Origin of the sequence: Streptomyces sp. NPDC051913, assembly GCF_044593635.1 — a bacterium.
Classification (GTDB): domain Bacteria; phylum Actinomycetota; class Actinomycetes; order Streptomycetales; family Streptomycetaceae; genus Streptomyces.
Genome location: NZ_JBIUCI010000008.1, coordinates 209,008 through 226,506 on the forward strand (window position 1 = coordinate 209,008; position 17,499 = coordinate 226,506).

Sequence of the window (17,499 nt, forward strand, 5' to 3'; positions counted from 1 at the left end):
AATACCGACGCCCACTCCGACCCAAACTCAGGAGGCGCGAACTGGTCATGCTCCTCACGAGGAACGTCGTACGCTCCCGTCCAGCTCGCGGTGTTCGGCCTGTCGGCGGCGTTCGCCGGGCTCGCCGGCGGGATCTTCGCCTTCTTCATGGCGTACCTCGCCCCGGGTTCGTTCGGGGTGCTGCTGTCCGTCCAGTTCGTCGTCATGGCCGTGGTGGGAGGCCTCGACGTCGGCTCGCAACCGGGCATGCCCGCGCACGCGCCGCAGGTGTTCTCGTACGCGGTCTACGCACTGCTGCTGGTGGTCGCCGTGCTCTTCCTCCCGCGGGGGCTGGTGCCCGCCGGAGCCGACGCGTTGCGCCTGCTGACACGGCGGTTCGCCCGGCAGCGGCCGGACACCGAAGCCACGGAGGAGGCGGTACCGGTGCCCCGAGGGCCGCGTGCGTGAACGGGGCGAGGGGCTGCGCGCCCTGGTCGAGAGTGGGTGATCGTAACCGCGACCGCCGGTGACGCCGCCCCGCGTCAGGCCTTGCTGAGCGACGCCAGTCGCGAGGCCGCCGCCTTCACCTCGGCGGCGACCGACTCGATGTCGAACTCGTGCATCGCCACCACGCCCACCGAGGCGCCCGCCGCGCCCGGCACCTCGAACCCCGCGGCGATGCCGGTGGCACCCTGCTGAAGCTGCCCCGAGGTGACGCTGTAACCCAGCTCGCGGGCCCTCACGACGTCCTCGGAGTCATCCGGCAGGGGCGGCTGCAACGCGAGGATGGCGACACCGTTCGCCCCGCGCTCCAACGGATGCCGGACACCGATGCGATAGCCCACCTGGACCGGGCCGTGCTGGACGGTCGGCTGCGCACCCGCGACGGGGACGCACTCGCGCGCGCCGTGCGCCACCGTCAGGAAGGCAGAGGCACCGGTGGCGTCCGCGAGCCCCTGGAGCACCGGCTGGGTCACGAGCACCAGCTGATGCTGGAACCGCCCCGCCAGCGTGGCGGCACCGGCGCCGAGCCGCACCCGCTTCCCCTGCCGGGACACCAGCGCGTGCTCCTCCAGCGTCTGCACGATCCGGTAGGCGATGGCCCGGTCGATCTCCAGCCGCGCCGCCAGGTCCGCCACCGTCAGCCCGTCGGCCGACAGCGAGATCAGGTCCAGCGCCCGAAGCCCACGATCCAGACCTTGCAGGGTGGCCATCAACACCTCCGAGAAATCGCCAGAGCCCTTCGGGCGCCACGTTAAGCCACGTCAGACACACAACGGCGGCCGGGATCACGGCGCCGGCACCTTGACTGCACCGTCACCCCCGCCCTACCGTCAATTTTGTCGCTGCTATCGCACACATCTGTGCGCTGAGCGCACAGAGGAGAGACTCGTGCCGTACTACCACCAGGCGGGGGCGGTTCCGCCGAAGCGCCACACCCAGCACCGGGATCCCGCCGGGAACCTCTACTACGAGGAGCTGATGGGCGAGGAGGGCTTCTCCTCGGACTCCTCGCTGCTCTACCACCGGCACATCCCGTCGGCCGTACGGGAGTACCGGGTGTGGGAACTGGGCGACCAGACCCTCACCCCCAACCACCCCCTGGTGCCCCGGCATCTCTCCACGCACAAGCTCTTCGCGGACGCCGCGTCCGGCACCGACGCCGTCACCGGCCGCAGGCTGCTGCTGGGCAACGACGACGTGCGGCTGGCGTACGTCGTGGCCGACACCGTCAGCCCCTACTACCGCAACGCGATCGGCGACGAGTGCCTCTACGTCGAGGACGGCCGGGCCCGCGTGGAGACGGTCTTCGGTGACCTCGAAGTGGGCGACGGCGACTACGTCATCGTCCCGCGGGCCACCACGTACCGGATCGTCCCGGACGGGACCGTCCGCATCTACGCGATCGAGGCCAACTCACACATCGGCCCCCCGCGCCGCTACCTGTCCAAGTACGGCCAGCTGCTGGAGCACGCCCCGTACTGCGAGCGCGACCTGCGCCTCCCGGTCGGTCCGAAGCTCGCCGACGGCGAGAACGTCGAGGTGTACATCAAGCACCGCGGACCCGGCGGTGTGGTGGGCACCGTCCACACCCTCCCGAACCATCCCTTCGACGTCGTCGGCTGGGACGGCTGCCTCTACCCGTACGTGTTCAGCATCCGTGACTTCGAGCCGATCACAGGCCGGGTCCACCAGCCGCCGCCGGCCCACCAGGTCTTCGAAGGCCACAACTTCGTGATCTGCAACTTCGTGCCACGCAAGGTGGATTACCACCCGCTGGCCGTCCCTGTGCCGTACTACCACTCCAACGTCGACTCCGACGAGGTGATGTTCTACTGCGGCGGCGACTACGAGGCCCGCAAGGGCTCCGGGATCGGACAGGGCTCGATCTCCCTGCACCCGGGCGGCCACCCGCACGGTCCCCAGCCCGGCGCGATGGAGCGCTCGATCGGGGCGGAGTTCTTCGACGAACTCGCGGTCATGGTCGACACCTTCCGGCCCCTTCAGCTCGGTGAGGCCGGCCGCGGCACGGACGACGGGACGTACGCCTACTCCTGGGAGCAGAACCGATGACCTCGCAGATCCCGCCGGTGTTCGTCGGCCTGTTCGACGACGCTGCCGTCTTTCCGCCCGGCAGTCTGCCGATCGAGGAGGCGGTTCCGGCACATGTGGCGCACACGCGCGGTGCCCACGCGGGGCTGGTCGGCCCGTTCGTGCTGGCCGCCAAGGACGTCGAGCGGCTCGGCGCCGAGCTGACCGCCGATCTACCGGAGGGTTCCTTCGACCTCTCCGTGACCGTCGCGCTGCCCGGTGTCGCCGAGGCTGTCGCCGCGGCTCGGCGGATTCCGGCCGTGCGGCTGGTCGGGCTTGAGGTCGCCGTACCGGACGGCGTCGCCGCCGACACGGTCGTCCCCGCCCTGGCCGAGGCGATCAAGGACGATCCCGATCTCACCGTCTATGTCGAGGTCCCGCGCGACGACCGACGCGAGGCGCTGCTCGCCGAACTTGCCGGCACGCCGTACCTGGCCAAGTTCCGCACCGGCGGCGTACGCGCCGACCTCTACCCCGACGAGCACGAACTCGCGGCGGCCGTGCTGGCCGCGACGCGAGCCGGGGTGGCGTTCAAGGCGACCGCCGGACTGCACCACGCGCTGCGCAGCACCGATCCCGAGACGGGCTTCGAGCAGCACGGGTTCCTCAACCTGCTCGTGGCCACCGACGCGGCCCTGAAAGGCGCCGGGGAAGCGGAACTGGTCGCGCTGCTCGCCGATCGGGACGGCGACCGTGTCGCCGAGCGGGTGCGCGCCCTGTCGCCCCGCGTTCGAGACGTCTTCCGCTCGTTCGGCACCTGCTCGGTCGCCGAACCCGCCACCGAGTCGGCCGGGCTGGGCCTGCTGCAAGCCGCGACGATCGCCGACCTGACCGAGGTGTCCGCATGACCAGCACGACCCGGTTGACCGTCCCGGCCGACTCCCTGTTCGGCCTGACCAACCTGCCCTACGGTGTCTACTCCACACCCGGCCACCAGCCGCGCGTGGCCACCCGCTACGGCGACCACGTCATCGACCTGGCCGTCCTCCTGGACGACGACGTCTTCGCCCAGCCGAGCCTGAACGCCTTCATGGCCGAGGGGCACGCCCGCTGGGTCGAGGTCCGGGCCGCCATCACCGAACGGCTCCGGGGTGAGATCCCCGCCGGGGCGGTTCACGACCTGGGCTCGGTCACCCTTCACCTGCCCTTCGAGGTCGCCGACTACGTCGACTTCTACGCCTCCGAGCACCACGCCTCCAACCTCGGCCGGCTCTTCCGCCCCGACAACCCGGACCCGCTGATGCCCAACTGGAAGCATCTTCCGGTCGGTTACCACGGCCGTGCTGCCTCCGTCGTCGTGTCGGGCACCGACATCATCAGGCCCGCAGGTCAGCGCAAGGGCCCCCAGGACCCGGCGCCGGTCTTCGGACCGTCGACCCGCCTCGACATCGAGGCCGAACTCGGCTTCGTCCTCGGCACCGGCAACGCCATGGGCGAGTCCATCGGCGCCGAGGAAGCCGAGCGGCACATCTTCGGGGTCGTGCTCTTCAACGACTGGTCCGCACGCGACATCCAGGCCTGGGAATACGTCCCCCTCGGCCCCAACCTGGGCAAGTCGTTCGCATCGACGATCTCGCCCTGGGTGGTGCCGCTGCTCGCCCTGGACTCCGCCCGGGTCCCGACGCCGGTCCAGGAGCCCGCCGTACTGCCGTATCTGCGCATGGAAGAGCCGTGGGGCCTCGACGTCGACCTCGCCGTCGTCTGGAACGGGCAGGTCGTCTCCCGGCCGCCGTATGCCGCGATGTACTGGTCCCCCGCCCAGATGCTGGCCCACCAGACCGTCAACGGCGCCCCCTCACGCACCGGCGACCTCTTCGCCTCCGGCACCATCTCCGGACCGGCCAAGGACCAGCGCGGCGCCTTCATCGAGCTGACCTGGGGCGGCAAGGAGCCCGTCACGGTCAACGGTCAGGAGCGCACGTTCCTGGAGGACGGCGACGAGATCGTCCTGACCGCCACCGCGCCCGGCGCCGACGGGACCCGGATCGGTTTCGGCGAGGCCCGGGGCCGGATCGTCAGCAGCAAGCGTCAGGAGGCGTGATGAGCAAGACGGTGGCCACGGCCGCGGAAGCGGTCGCCGACATCGCCCCGGGCAGCTCGCTCGCCGTCGGCGGGTTCGGGCTCTCCGGGATACCGGACGTCATGATCCAGGCACTGGCCGAGCAGGGCGCCGACGGCCTGGAGGTCTTCTCCAACAACTGCGGTGTGGACGGCATCGGGCTCGGCATCCTTCTCGACCTGGGCCGGATCCGTCGAGTCACGGCGTCCTACGTCGGCGAGAACAAGGAATTCGCCCGCCAGTACCTGACCGGCGAGCTGGAGGTGGAGCTCACCCCACAGGGCACGCTGGCCGAACGGCTGCGCGCGGGCGGCTGCGGCATCCCCGCGTTCTACACCCCCGCGGGTGTGGGCACGCCGGTCGCCCAGGGCGGTCTGCCCTGGCGATACGGCCGCGACGGCGATGTCCTGATCGCCTCGCCGCCCAAAGAGGTACGCGAGTTCCACGGCCGCCGGTACCTCCTGGAGGAGGGCATCGTCGCCGACTTCGCGCTCGTCCACGCCAAGGTCGGTGACACCGACGGCAACCTCGTCTTCAACAAGGCGACGATGAACTTCAACCCGCTCACCGCGATGGCGGGACGCATCTGCGTCGCGCAGGTCGAGGAACTCGTGGCGCCCGGTGAGATCGACCCGGCCCAGGTGCACCTGCCCGGCATCTACGTCCAGCGAATCGTCCACACCGGTCCGCAGACCAAGCACATCGAGAAGCGGACCGTCCGGGAGGAAGCGGCATGAGCGAGCAGCAGAACGGCTGGTCACGGCCGGAGATGGCGGCGCGCGCCGCGCGGGAACTGCGGGACGGCGAGTACGTCAACCTCGGCATCGGCCTGCCCACCCTCATCCCGAACTTCCTTCCCGAGGGGGTCCGGGTCACCCTGCACAGCGAGAACGGCATCCTCGGAACCGGGCCGTACCCGACCGACAGCGAGGTCGACGCCGATCTGATCAACGCCGGCAAGGAGACCGTCACGGTCAGCCCCGGGGCCGCGTTCTTCGACTCGGCCCAGAGCTTCGGCATGATCCGGGGCGGACACATCGACACCGCCGTCCTCGGGGGCATGCAGGTGTCCGCCTCCGGCGACCTGGCCAACTGGATGGTGGCCGGGAAGATGGTCAAGGGCATGGGCGGCGCGATGGATCTGGTCCACGGGGCCAAGCGCGTGATCGTGCTCATGGAGCACGTCGCCAAGGACGGTTCACACAAGATCGTCGAGGAGTGCAGCCTGCCACTCACCGGGCAGGGTGTGGTCCAGCGGATCATCACCGACCTCGCCGTCCTCGATCTCACCCCCGAAGGATGCCGACTCGTCGAACTCGCCCCCGGCGTCACCCTCGACGACGTACGCGAGAAGACCGGTACCCCTGTCGCGGCCTGACCCCGGCCTCCTGCGTGGCACGCCGAAAGCTGCGGTGGTGACGGCAGGCGCATCGGAGGCGCCCGCCTCCTCGTGCGCGGGACGCGCCCCCTCAGTCGTCGTCCGGAAAATCACCCGAGAACGCCGCGGCCAGGCGGAGCCAGGGCCCCGCCTCCTCCCGCCTGCCTTGGCGTTCCAGCGTGCGCCCCAGCATCAGGTGGGCGTAGTGCTCCACCGGATCGCGCTCGATGATCTCGCGCAACTGCCTCTCCGCACGGCCCAGTTGGGCGGAGTGGTAGTAGGCGCGCGCCAGCAGCAGCCGCGGGCCGTTCTGTTCCGGCGCCTCCTCGACGACGGCGGTCAGCAGCTGGACGGCGCCGATGTAGTCCTTGGCGTCGAACAGCAGCCGAGCCCGCTCCCAGCGCTCGACGGTGGTCTCCTCATGCGGCGCCCCGGCACCGTTGTCGAACAGGTGCAGCGCGCTGGCCCACCGGTCGGGAGCCACGCCGTCGGACGACGGGTAGCTGTTGAAGTTCTCGGTCATGGGTCCTCAGCCCTCCTTCGGGCTCTCTCGTGGAGGACAGACGTCCTCACGCCGACCGGAATGCGGTCAGCTGTTGCTCCATCCCAGTCCTCGGCCACCCCGTACACCCCGGTGGGCACGACGACCGCGCGCAGATATGTGAGCAGCGGGCGCAGCGCGCGCTCCAGGAGGAGCGAGTGCCGGGAGCTGCTTCAGGTCCCTTCACATCCTTCGTCGTTCGGTCTCAGGCCACCGGGTCGGCGGCCTGGGCGCGATCGGCGTCGCGGGCCGCGAGCAGCGAGGCGTGGGTCGGCGCGTCCGGCACGCCGGCCGGCCGGTTCTTCGCGAACTCCTTGCGCAGTACCGGGACGACCTCTTCGCCGAGCATGTCCAGCTGCTCCAGCGCGGTCTTCAGCGACAGGCCGCCGCCGTCCACGATGAACAGCTGGCGCTGATAGTCGCCGGCGTACTCGCGGAAGGTGAGCGTCTTCTCGATGACCTGCTCGGGGGTGCCGACGGTCAGCGGGGTCTGCCGCATGTACTCCTCCATGGACACACCGCCGCCCATCACGGGCGAGTGGTCGAAGACCGGGCGGAACTCGCGGACGGCGTCCTGCGAGTTGTGCCGCATATAGACGTGCCCGCCGAGCCCGACGATGGCCTGCTCGGCCGTGCCGTGCCCGTAGTGGGCGTACCTCTCGCGGTACAGCTCGATCATCTTCCGGGTGTGCTCCCTGGGCCAGAAGATGTTGTTGTGGAAGAAGCCGTCGCCGTAGTACGCCGCCTGCTCGGCGATCTCCGGCGAGCGGATGGAGCCGTGCCAGACGAACGGCGGTACGTCGTCCAGCGGCCGCGGCGTGGAGGTGAAGCCCTGTAGCGGCGTGCGGTAGCGGCCCTCCCAGTCGACGACGTCCTCCCGCCACAGCCTTCGCAGCAGTGCGTAGTTCTCGATGGCCAGGTTGATGCCGTCGCGGATGTCCTTGCCGAACCACGGATAGACGGGCCCGGTGTTGCCGCGGCCCATCATCAGGTCCACCCGGCCGTCGGCCAGCTGCTGGAGCATCGCGTAGTCCTCGGCGATCTTCACCGGATCGTTGGTGGTGATCAGCGTGGTCGACGTGGACAGCATGATCCGCTCGGTGCGGGCGGCGACGTAGCCCAGCATCGTGGTCGGCGAGGACGGCACGAACGGCCGGTTGTGGTGCTCACCGGTCGCGAAGACGTCGAGACCGACCTCCTCGGCCTTCTGCGCGAGAGCGACCATGGCCTTGATCCGCTCATGCTCGCTCGGGGCGCGCCCCGTGGTGGGGTCGGGGGCCACGTCGCCGACGGTGAAGATACCGAACTGCATCGCCTTCACCCTTCCTCTGAGGTTGATACATCAACTAATACCCTGCAACGAGCCTCCGCCCGCCACTATTCCGGTCACACGGAGGACGCACCCTCGACGTGCTCGGTCACGCGGTTGGCCAGCAGGGCGAACTGGCGGAGTTCCCCCGGTGTCAGGAGGTCGACGAACAGGTCACGGACGACCTCGACGTGCCGGGGGACGGCCGCCTTGATCGTCTCCATGCCCTTCGGGGTGATGACCACGAACGCGCCGCGCCCGTCCTCCCGGCACTCCTGCCTGGCCACCAGTCCCCTCTGCGCCATCCGGGAGATCTGGTGGGACATCCTGCTCTTCTCCCATTCCAGGCACCTCGAGAGTTCCACGTGGCGCTTGCGGCCGTCCGGGGCTTCACTGAGGTCTACGAGCACCGCGAAGTCGGCGGGCGAAAGGTTAGCGTCCTGCTGAAGGTGACGGGAGAGCCGACCGGCCAGCTTCTCGTGCATACGAACGACACTGCGCCAGGCGACCTGCTCCTCCGGAGTGAGCCATTTCGGTTGCTGAGTCATACGGCCAGGGTACCGGCTTGTTGATTCGTCACCTACCTCTCGAGGTGTGCCCCCCCCACTTCCGGGAGTCGGGAGTCGAGCCACTCACCGACCCTTTACCGGACACAGCCGCATGAAAGGACCATCGACGGGGCCATCGCCCATACAACCCCCCATCCGGGTACACACGGCCCTGCGACTCGCACAACGGCTCCGCACGGCTGTCACCTGCGTGGCGTCCGCCCTAGAGTTCGACGGAGCCTTCGGTCACGAACCGGGGTATCCGAACTGGTCGTTCGGGCGCGGCTTGTTGCCACGGGGCCTGATGACGGCATTGGGGAGGGGTGGGGCGGGGATGCGGCCCCCGGGGAAGTCCTCGATGACGCCGAAACGGTCGGAGGAGGCTTCCCACTCCTCTCGCGCCTTGACGATCTCGTCGTGACTGCGCACGACGAAGTTCCACCACATGACGATCTCCTCCTCGAACGGCGGCCCGCCGAGCAGAATCGTCCGCGCCGCGGTGTCCGACTCGTTCACCAGCGTCAGGGCGGCTTCGCCGCAGGGGACGTAACCGAGTTCGGCCGGCTTCACCACGGTGTCGAGCAGGCGGACGTCCCCGCTGTCCACCAGCAGGCCGTGCTCGAAGGCCGGGTCCACGTCGAACGTCACCGACGCACCCGGCACGAGGAGGAAATCGGCACCGAGCAGCGGCGCGAAGGTCCGCACCGGAGAGACGGCTCCGGCGAGCGAACCCAGGAAGACCCGGACCTCCGCCCCGTTCAGGTGCGCCGACTCGGGGACGTAGTGCTCGAAGGCCCGCCCGGCATCGCGGTGCTGCTCCGGCAGCGCCACCCACAGCTGCACACCGTGGATGATCGTGGTGTTCGGGGTGGAGACCTCCGAGTGGGCGATGCCGTGCCCACCGGTCATCAGGTTCATCTCGCCGGGCCGGATCAGGGCATGGCTGCCCAGTGTGTCACGGTGCTCGATCTCGCCGCTGAACAGCCAGCTGACCGTCTGAAGCCCGGTGTGCGGGTGGGGGCCGAGGTCCATGTTCCCGGAGACGGTGATGTCATGGGGGCCGTAGTGATCGGCGAAGCACCACGCGCCGATCAGGGTCCGGTCCCGCTGCGGCAGCGTCCGCCGCACACGCATCGCGCGCGGACCGCCCAGGGGGACGTCCCGGGCCGACAGTACGTCGACCCTGGGCGCTCCGGCCGGCCTCTCGCCGTCGACGGTCGCACCACAGTGCAGTGCCGCGGGGTCGGTTTCCACGTTGCTCACCGATCGCACCTCCCACATGTTCTAGTTGTTACATCAACTATAATGCCACGAAAGAGCAAGCCGATCACCCCTCCGACCTCGCGGCACGCGGCAGGCACCCAGGTATCGGATCCCGCCGCATGCCCCTCCTCAGCGCGGTCGCGAGCCGCGGCGAGCCCGTCCGGCCGTGCGCCAGGTAGTCGCTGTACGGGAAGTCGGAACCAGCGCGCGGCCCCGGAAACGGCGCTACGCGAAGTCATCGGCAACCTTTCCGCCGTCGGCGGGCACTGGCCAGTGCACCATCGGCTCGATCCTGAACGGACAGGTAGTGATGACAACGAGGAAGGTCGCGCGGCAGCGCAGACGCAGACTCATGCTGGGCGCCACGGTCGCGCTGACTGCCGCAGGCGTTCTCGCCTACCTGGTCATGGCGTTGCCCTCCAGCCACCAGGCCGATGCAGGGTCGGTCGCGGCAAAGCCCCTCGTCACCAACCGACCGGAAGCCGGCGTCACTACCGGGACAGCGACGCCGAGCCCGTCGACGAGCCCAAGTGCGAGCAGCTCCGCCGCACCGTGACGGCGCCTGTCTGTTCGGCCCCAGCCCGGATTTCATGATCGCGGCGATGAACACCGCCGACTACGAGACCTCCAGGGCCTGTGGCGCGTACGTGCTCGTCCGCGCGGCCAATGGCAAGTCGATCACGGTACGGATCACCAGCGAATGCCCTCTGCCTTGCGCAATACAAGACGGGGTCCAGCGCCTACTGGTGCGGCATCCAGGTCATCGGTCACCGCAACCCGGTCGCACGGCTGGAGGTCAGCGCCGGGGACGGCTGGCGACAGCTGCCCCGCACCAGCTTCAACTACTTCATTTCCGCTGATGGCAGCGGCTGTGGAAAGGCAACCAGAGTCACCGACATCTACGGGGAACAGCTGACCGTCAGCGCACTCGCGGTGCTGCCGAACGTCGTACAGCCGACGCGCGTCCAGTTCGCCCGGCACTGACCCGTGCGAGGCCCGACGCTGAAGCATGACTGGGCTCCAAGATCGCTGGGGCGTAGCGGCAGTTGCCGATACCGCCCCAGCGACCTGGTGGATTCTGCAAGCGGCGTGGGCGTGGCCTTGTTCTGGCCCCGATGCCGCGGTGACGTTGATCAGTTCGTAGTTTGAGCCGACGGGGGTAGGCCGCGTGCCGACCGCCGGTTGCTCGTCAGCTCCAGGGAGATGCGATGAGCCAGCTGGTGTCCTGGGCCCATGACGTCGTGGAGTCCCATGTGTTGGTGCCGCCGTTGCCGGCGATGTAGGCCGTGAAGTTGTAGTGGCGGATGTACTTGGTCGGGAAGTTGAACGACTGGAACGACTTGCCGACCCCGCTGTTGCCCGTGGTGGGGCAGAAGGTGGCGTCCTTCGCGAACGCGCCACCGCCGTCGTCGAAGTTCAGGTTGAGCTGGTAGTTGAAGTGGCGCAGGAACTGGCCCGGTTTGTCGGCGGACTCGAAGGACAGGCAGGACGTGTTGGCCAGTCCGGCGCGGACGATCCAGGTGGCGTCGGCCTTGTCGGTGGCCGAGCTGGCGGAGGTGATGTTGGAGATGACGGCCTTGGTGTCGGCGTCGTTGTGGCGCAGGTAGTGCGAGGTGCAGCAGGGCGAGGTGGTGGCTTGCAGGGAGATCCGGGAGCCGGGGGTCAGTGAGCCGGTGCTGGTTGAGCCGCTGTTGTAGCCGGCGGCGGTGATGTTGGCCTGGACGGCGTTCTCGGTGGCGTCGGAGGGGTAGCCCTGGGTCATGACGCCTTCGTAGAAGGTGCCTTGCGCCCACTTGCTGTTGTCACCGCCGATGCCGAGGATGATCGCGCCTTCCTTGTGCATCGGGTTGTAGCCGGAGACGGTGGGGCGTATGCCGTTGTAGAAGGTGGACAGGCCGCCCGACTGGGCGTCGCCGCCGCGGATGGCCCACTGGTTCGGGCTGCCCTTGAGCATGGCGGTCAGGAATCGGTTGTCGACGCTGGGGTCATTGGCGTTGAAGCCGCGGTTGACCCCGGAGAACAGGCCGTTCTCCAGGTCGGCCATGACCCAGGGGCCGTTGCCGCTGCCCCAGCCCCATGCCTTGCTGTTGCCGAAGTAGAGGGCCTCCATGTGGCCGTTGCCGGTGTCCAGGTTGTTGGTCTCGGCGTTGCCGTAGTCGAAGCAGCAGCCGCCGTTGAAGTGCTTGCCGTTGAAGATGGCATACATGCCCTCGGGCTGGTCGCCGGTGGCGATGCCGTTGGTGTTGTTGTCGCGGTAGCCGGTGCCGGGGGCCACGTAGACGCCGTACGCCTTGTGCCCGCCGACGGTGACCGGGGCCTCGACGGCGTTGGCAAGGTTGTCCGGCCCGCCGGCTGCTCCGCCCCCCGGTGCCTGGGTGAGGTTGTTGCCCTTGGGTGACTGGTCGTAGACGACGGTGATGACGCAGCTGGTGTTCGCGCAGAAGGAGTCCTGCTGCGCGGCGTCGGCGTATCCGCCGGCGCTCAGCAGGCCGATGTCCTTGGTCGCGTTGTCGGAGGCACGCCTGACCTGGTACAGCGGGCCGTTGTAGGCGCCGTACAGGGCGCGGGTGGTGCTGTGTGCCGCGACGCAGGGGGTGTTGCCCGCGGCGTAGATGTCGCACGGCCCTTGGGTGGCAGCCTGCGAGGGGGTGGCTGTGGCGGTGAGCAGACCGGCGGCGAGCGCGGCGGTGGCACCGGCCGCGAGCAGCGCGCGTCTGACGCCGCGTATCCACAGTGGCTTGATCATGAAGAGCCCCTTCATAGGGTGGGGTGTGATGCGTCGACGCGCCCTCGGTGTCCGGTGGTGGCGACGGCGCGGGTTGCCTCGACGCTGCCGGGCCCGGTGCCGGAGTCGGCTCTCATCGGCACCGGGCCCGGTGCTGGTTGCTCGTCGGCTCCAGGGGAAGCGGCGAGTCAGTCGGTGTGCTGTGCCTGGGGCGTCGCGTGGTCTCAGGCGATGCCCGGCAGCGGATCCGCCCGTGCGGGGACATCAGCCGGGCTTCACGGACCCGGGCGCCGCCGCCGGCGTAGCTCGCCCCCTGACGGACCAGGGCCGGCAGCAGTCGCGTCCCGGTGTCCTCAGCGCGTCCCACGTCCCTGTCGACGTGGGATCAGCTCGTCACACGGAAGGTGGCGTCGCCGCGCCCCGTCGCGGTGGTGATCGGGTCGAGGCGCAGCTCGTAGGCGTAGTGGCGGATGTAGCGGTCGGGGTAGTTGTACGACTGGAACGACGACCATCCGGTGTCGGCGAGGCCGGCGACCTTGCGGAAGGTGGCGTCCGCGGCGAACTGGGTGGTGCCGTCGTTGCGGGAGAGCTGGAAGTCGAAGTTGAAGTGGCGCAGGAAGTACCCGGGGTGGTTCACCGACTCGAAGGAGACGGTGCCGGTGCCCGCGAGGCCGGGGCGCAGCCGGAACTGGGCGTCCTCGGCGGGGCTCACGCCGGGATCGATGCGCACGTCGAAGTTGGCGTGGCGCACGTACCGGTCCTGGAAGTTGTACGACTGGAGCCGCTGGGCGGGGGTGTTGGGCCAGCGGGTGAGGACGCGGCTCTCCTCGGCGGCGGTCAGGTTCATGATCCAGCCGTGGCGCTTCTTCGTGCCGCCCATGTCGTAGGTTCCCGAAGCCTGCTTCTGGTAGGAGGCGGGATTGGACGGGTCGGTGGTCAGGACCGGCATGTAGCCGCCGCCGGAGGCGTACTGGTCGAGGTAGAGGGCCCACTTGTTGGTGCCGTTGAACTTCATCCACATCGGGCCCTCGACCATCGACCCGGTCAGGCCGATGCCGGAGAGGTCGCCGAGCCGGGTCCAGGTCCCGAGGATGGAGTTGCTGCCCTCAAGGGTGATCTGGCCGTCGCCGGAGGCCCGCACGTAGCGGTAGTTGCCCACTCCGGCCGGCATCTCGATGATCTGGGTGTCGATGATCTCCTGCGTGCCGGGGCGCTCGATGTAGGTCTGCGGGGTGGTGATGGTGCGGAAGTCGCTGGTGCGGGCGTAGTAGATGCGGTGCTTCGTCTTGCCGTTGAGGGGCACGTTCGTCGCCCAGTACAGGACGTAGTCGTTGGTGTCGCGGTTCCAGATCGCCTCGGGTGCCCAGGCGTTGCGTCCGTCGGGGATCGCGCCGGCGACGTTGAGCAGCCGAGGCTCCGACCAGGTGACCAGGTCCGTCGACTCCCACACGACCAGGTTGCGGCTGCCGTTGTTGATGGAGTCCGTCCAGCTCTGCCCGCAGTCGATGCACAGGTCGGTCGCGATGATCCAGTACTTGCTGCCGTCGGGGGATCTCACGAATGCGGGGTCGCGCACCCCCTTCGTGCCGACCGTGGAGCGCAGGACCATCCCGCCGCCGTTGAGGTCGTTCCAGTGCACGCCGTCCGTGCTGTGCGAGAGGTACATCTGCTGGTTGGTCGCCCCCTCACCGGTGAAGTGCACCATCAGGTAACCCGGATCGGCTGCGTCGGCCTGTTGGGGTGTGGTCAGGGCCTGGCCGGCGAAGAGGAGGCATGCGGCGAGCAGTATCACCGTCAGCCGGGCGCGGAGCGCGGACATGTGGATCTCCTGTCTTCGTGAAGCTGCCACCGTCGGGAAGAGCGGGGTGGCGGGGGAGCTCGTCTCGGTGGGGGAACAGGACGGCTACCGCACGATCCGGAAGGGGGCTGTCCTCAGAGGGCTCCTGTTCACTGGGGTCCGGCACGGCGGTGGCAGCCTTCGGAATGCTGGGATATCAGCGGCGGTGACCGAGTTGCGGCCTCGGTCAGCCAGGGGTGGATCGATTCTGAAGTGCGGGATATCGAACAACGTTCGTAGAATCGGGCAGACATTAAGTGGGGAAATCGGGAGGCGTCAATACATCCGACAATCCATGGGCCTTTCATGGCACGCGTCAGCCAACTCGTCGGACGCTCTTCGACCAAAGCGTTGACAGGGGCGAGCGCAGGATCTACGGTCTGGCCGAATTCACGAACGGCGTGCGAAACGCAGGGAGTTCAGCGGCCGGCCGCGCGCCCAGGACCCTCGTGCGACGCGGCCACGACCATTTCACCGCTTCGGTCCTGCCGGCCTGAAAGCCGCGCAGATGCGCCATCAGTTCCTCTGGCTGCTCGTCTGGGATGAAGGGCCGGTACCGGCATGGTGAGCCGGCGGCCCTCGGCGGCGTCGATGTCGTCGAGGGCGATGTCCTGCTGCATGGCGCGGTAGTCGTCGAAGCTCGCGTGCAGGGCGCCCGGGGCGGGAGAACGCACGGACGTAGCCATCGACCGCGTCGGCCGTGCGTTCGTGACGGTTAGAGGTTCACCGCTCGAAGAAACACTCGAACGGGCGGCGCCCGGCCACGCCTGACTCCAACAGAGCGTGCGCTGGTACCTGTCCGCCCAGCACCGCGGCAGCCCCAGGGACGGCTGCCCGTCCGCCGCCCTGCTCGACGAACTTGGACGCTGCGTCGAGCAGACGTCCCTCGTGCCGCAGACACAGGAGGGGTGGGCGCGTCGGTCGGCCGAGGCATTTGCGTGGCTCGATCGGATGAGGGCGTCCTGTGTCATCCCTGAGACGTAGACGTGGGAAGGACAGAGGGAGGGCGGGAGTGGTCAGTTGGCAGGATGCCCCCGTGTCCGCGCATCGGTCACAATGCCTCGGTGATGAGCGCGGCAGTGGCACACCGGCTGGAAGACGGGGTTGGGCGGCTGAAGCGTCCTGTGTTGGAGGGGCTCGGGCTGCTGCGGCACCCGCTGCGTGACGGGGGAAGGCTGCTGCGACGCCCGAGCGGCCCGCTGCCGCGCCCCGCCCGTCGCAGTCTCGCCTTCGACGGGATCCTGGTGGTGGTCTGCGGCTTCGTCATGCTCAGTTGGGCCGTCGACAGCGGGGCCGACCTGGTGCGCGACTCCAACGACGGCATCGCCCCGCTCGTCCGTGCGACGGAGACGAGCAGCGTGATCGCCGCCGTGGCCCTGAGCGTGCTCGCCTGGGCGCCACTGGTGCTGCGTCGCAGATATCCGCTGGCCGTGCTGTGGATCGTGACGGCCGCGGCCGTCCTCACCCCGCACGACGCCCGGCGGCTGGTCTTCTACGCCTGTGTCGTCGCCGCCTACAGCGCCGCGGCCTACAGCCCGTACCGCGCGGCCACCCTGGCGAGCCTGCCGGTGCTGGTGCTCGCGGTCGCCGGTGACAGCGACGGGGTGATGGTCTCGCCGTCGACCCCGGTCCCCAACCAGTACGTCCCGCTGCTGGTCCTCGTCCCCCTCCTCATGGCGACCGTCGGGCTGCGCACCTGGATGCTGCGCGCCGACGAGAGCCGGACGCGGATGTCCGTACTCGAACGCGAACGGGCCGAGGAACTGCGCCGCGCGGCCGAACTGGAGCGGGCCCGCATCGCCCGTGAACTGCACGACGTCATCACCCACAACGTCAGCATGATGGTCATCCAGACCGGCGCGGCCCGCACGGTCATGGAAGCGGCCCCCGACCAAGCCCGCGAGGCACTGCTCGCCGCCGAGGCCGGCGGCCGGGCGGCCTTGGCCGAACTGCGGCACGCCTTCGGCCTGCTCACCATGGAGACGGACGACGACGCCCCCGCTTTGGCCGCCACCGTCGACCTCACTCCCCAGCCCGGCCTCGACCAACTGGAGTCCCTGATCGCCCGCGTGCGCCAGACCGGCGTCCCGGTCACCCTGCACCTCACCGGCGCACCGAACGACGTGCCCGCCGGCGTCGGGCTGGCCGCCTACCGCGTTGTACAAGAGGCCCTGACGAACACGGTCAAGCACGCCTCCGGAGCGAGCGCGACCGTGACCGTCGCACAGGAGACCGGCCGGCTCCGCGTGGAGGTCACCGACACCGGAGGGGACCCGTCGGCGTCCGCGGCCACCGGCAACGGCCGAGGACTGACCGGCCTGCGCGACCGCCTCGCCGTCTATGGCGGCACCCTGCACACCAACCGCCGTCTCACCGGCGGCTACCGGGTCACCGCACTCATCCCCCTGGTTCCCCTGGAGACCGTGTGACCGCCCCGCTGCGCGTCGTCGTCGCCGACGACCAGGCCCTGGTCCGCACCGGCTTCCGGATGATCCTCACCGCGCACGGCATCGACGTGATCGCCGAGCCGGCCAACGGCATCGAGGCCGTCGACGCGGTCCGGCGGGCCCGGCCCGACGTCGTCCTGATGGACATCCGGATGCCCGAACTGGACGGCCTGGAGGCCACCCGCCGCATCCTGGACGGGGACACCACGGACGCGCCGCGGGTGATCATCCTGACCACGTTCGACCTCGACGAACTCGTCTACGCGGCCCTCTCCGCCGGGGCCAGCGGCTTCCTCCTCAAGGACGTCACCCCCGAACACCTGGTCTCCGCCGTCCGCATGGTCCGCACCGGCGACGCCCTGCTCGCCCCCACCATCACCCGGCGCCTCGTCGAGCGATACGCCCGCCAGGCAGCGACCACCTCCGAGGCGTACGTCCCACAGGCCCCGGTCTCCGACGCCGCGGCGCTCCACCGCGACCTGACCATGCTCACCCGACGCGAACTCGAAGTCCTGCGCCTGCTCGCTCAGGGCCTGAGCAACGCCGAACTCGCCCACCGCCTCCACCTGGCCGAGACCACCGTCAAGACCCACGTCGGCCGCGTCCTCGCCAAACTCCGACTCCGCGACCGAGTCCAGGCCGTCGTCCTCGCCTACGAGACGGGACTGGTCAGCCCCGCCTCACAGCGGATCACGCCGATCGGCGCGGACGACTGGATGACCGGCGCCGACGACAGCCCCTGACCGCCCGCCCACCGCTACCCGCAGGAGGCGCCCCGAGGACGCCCTCTATGCTGGCGCTCGGCGAGACAGGGGGAGGTC

At 69.4% G+C, this 17,499-nt stretch carries 15 protein-coding genes and 1 pseudogene; 9 read left to right on the plus strand and 7 right to left on the minus strand.

What is annotated here, in order from left to right; all coding sequences use genetic code 11:
• Positions 1-66: 66 nt before the first annotated feature.
• Positions 67-447 (plus strand): annotated as a pseudogene (locus ACIHIX_RS25175) (hypothetical protein); the annotation flags it as partial.
• Positions 448-521: 74 nt separating this feature from the next.
• Here ACIHIX_RS25175 and ACIHIX_RS25180 read toward each other — a convergent pair.
• On the minus strand, positions 522-1,193 hold the full coding sequence (locus tag ACIHIX_RS25180) for an IclR family transcriptional regulator (RefSeq protein WP_399959769.1): 672 nt from the start codon (positions 1,191-1,193) through the stop codon (positions 522-524).
• A gap of 178 nt (positions 1,194-1,371) precedes the next feature.
• Here ACIHIX_RS25180 and ACIHIX_RS25185 point away from each other — a divergent pair, with 178 nt between their 5' ends.
• The 5 genes from ACIHIX_RS25185 to ACIHIX_RS25205 are packed head-to-tail and all read left to right on the plus strand — an operon-like array spanning position 1,372 to position 6,008.
• Positions 1,372-2,553 (plus strand): homogentisate 1,2-dioxygenase, encoded by a 1,182-nt coding sequence (locus tag ACIHIX_RS25185; RefSeq protein ID WP_399959770.1) that lies wholly within the window; start codon positions 1,372-1,374, stop codon positions 2,551-2,553.
• Positions 2,550-3,419, plus strand: coding sequence for a hypothetical protein (locus tag ACIHIX_RS25190; protein WP_399959771.1), 870 nt, complete (start codon positions 2,550-2,552; stop codon positions 3,417-3,419). Before ACIHIX_RS25185 ends, ACIHIX_RS25190 begins: the two co-directional genes overlap by 4 nt.
• Entirely contained in the window at positions 3,416-4,612 is a 1,197-nt protein-coding gene (fahA, locus tag ACIHIX_RS25195; RefSeq protein ID WP_399959772.1) for a fumarylacetoacetase, read from the plus strand. Before ACIHIX_RS25190 ends, fahA begins: the two co-directional genes overlap by 4 nt.
• Entirely contained in the window at positions 4,612-5,367 is a 756-nt protein-coding gene (locus ACIHIX_RS25200; RefSeq protein ID WP_399959774.1) for a CoA transferase subunit A, read from the plus strand. The genes fahA and ACIHIX_RS25200 overlap by 1 nt, the downstream gene beginning before the upstream one ends.
• Positions 5,364-6,008, plus strand: coding sequence for a CoA transferase subunit B (locus ACIHIX_RS25205; RefSeq protein ID WP_399959776.1), 645 nt, complete (start codon positions 5,364-5,366; stop codon positions 6,006-6,008). Before ACIHIX_RS25200 ends, ACIHIX_RS25205 begins: the two co-directional genes overlap by 4 nt.
• 91 nt (positions 6,009-6,099) lie before the next feature.
• Here ACIHIX_RS25205 and ACIHIX_RS25210 read toward each other — a convergent pair whose 3' ends face one another.
• The 4 genes from ACIHIX_RS25210 to ACIHIX_RS25225 all read right to left on the minus strand — a co-directional run bounded on the left by ACIHIX_RS25210 (position 6,100) and on the right by ACIHIX_RS25225 (position 9,669).
• Positions 6,100-6,531: a tetratricopeptide repeat protein gene (locus tag ACIHIX_RS25210; protein WP_399959778.1), complete on the minus strand. Its 432-nt coding sequence runs from the start codon at positions 6,529-6,531 to the stop codon at positions 6,100-6,102.
• A 223-nt stretch (positions 6,532-6,754) separates the two neighbouring features.
• Positions 6,755-7,861, minus strand: coding sequence for an LLM class flavin-dependent oxidoreductase (locus ACIHIX_RS25215; protein ID WP_399959780.1), 1,107 nt, complete (start codon positions 7,859-7,861; stop codon positions 6,755-6,757).
• A gap of 74 nt (positions 7,862-7,935) precedes the next feature.
• Positions 7,936-8,406 (minus strand): MarR family winged helix-turn-helix transcriptional regulator, encoded by a 471-nt coding sequence (locus tag ACIHIX_RS25220; RefSeq protein WP_399959782.1) that lies wholly within the window; start codon positions 8,404-8,406, stop codon positions 7,936-7,938.
• 246 nt (positions 8,407-8,652) lie between these two features.
• Entirely contained in the window at positions 8,653-9,669 is a 1,017-nt protein-coding gene (locus ACIHIX_RS25225) for a pirin family protein (RefSeq protein WP_399959784.1), read from the minus strand.
• 666 nt (positions 9,670-10,335) lie between these two features.
• Between ACIHIX_RS25225 and ACIHIX_RS25230 the strand changes: the two genes are divergently transcribed.
• On the plus strand, positions 10,336-10,653 hold the full coding sequence (locus ACIHIX_RS25230) for an expansin EXLX1 family cellulose-binding protein (protein ID WP_399959786.1): 318 nt from the start codon (positions 10,336-10,338) through the stop codon (positions 10,651-10,653).
• A gap of 205 nt (positions 10,654-10,858) precedes the next feature.
• On the opposite strand, the gene ACIHIX_RS25235 is transcribed toward ACIHIX_RS25230, so the two are convergent.
• On the minus strand, positions 10,859-12,415 hold the full coding sequence (locus ACIHIX_RS25235) for an alpha-L-arabinofuranosidase B (protein ID WP_399959788.1): 1,557 nt from the start codon (positions 12,413-12,415) through the stop codon (positions 10,859-10,861).
• Positions 12,416-12,779: 364 nt separating this feature from the next.
• Complete coding sequence (locus ACIHIX_RS25240; RefSeq protein ID WP_399959790.1) at positions 12,780-14,213, minus strand: glycoside hydrolase family 43 protein; 1,434 nt, start codon at positions 14,211-14,213, stop codon at positions 12,780-12,782.
• 1,085 nt (positions 14,214-15,298) lie between these two features.
• On the opposite strand from ACIHIX_RS25240, the gene ACIHIX_RS25245 reads away from it, so the two are divergent.
• Together ACIHIX_RS25245 and ACIHIX_RS25250 are read left to right on the plus strand one after the other, a co-directional pair.
• Positions 15,299-16,660, plus strand: coding sequence for a sensor histidine kinase (locus ACIHIX_RS25245; protein WP_399959792.1), 1,362 nt, complete (start codon positions 15,299-15,301; stop codon positions 16,658-16,660).
• Positions 16,657-17,421, plus strand: coding sequence for a response regulator (locus ACIHIX_RS25250; protein ID WP_399959794.1), 765 nt, complete (start codon positions 16,657-16,659; stop codon positions 17,419-17,421). Before ACIHIX_RS25245 ends, ACIHIX_RS25250 begins: the two co-directional genes overlap by 4 nt.
• The last annotated feature ends 78 nt before the right edge of the window (positions 17,422-17,499 follow it).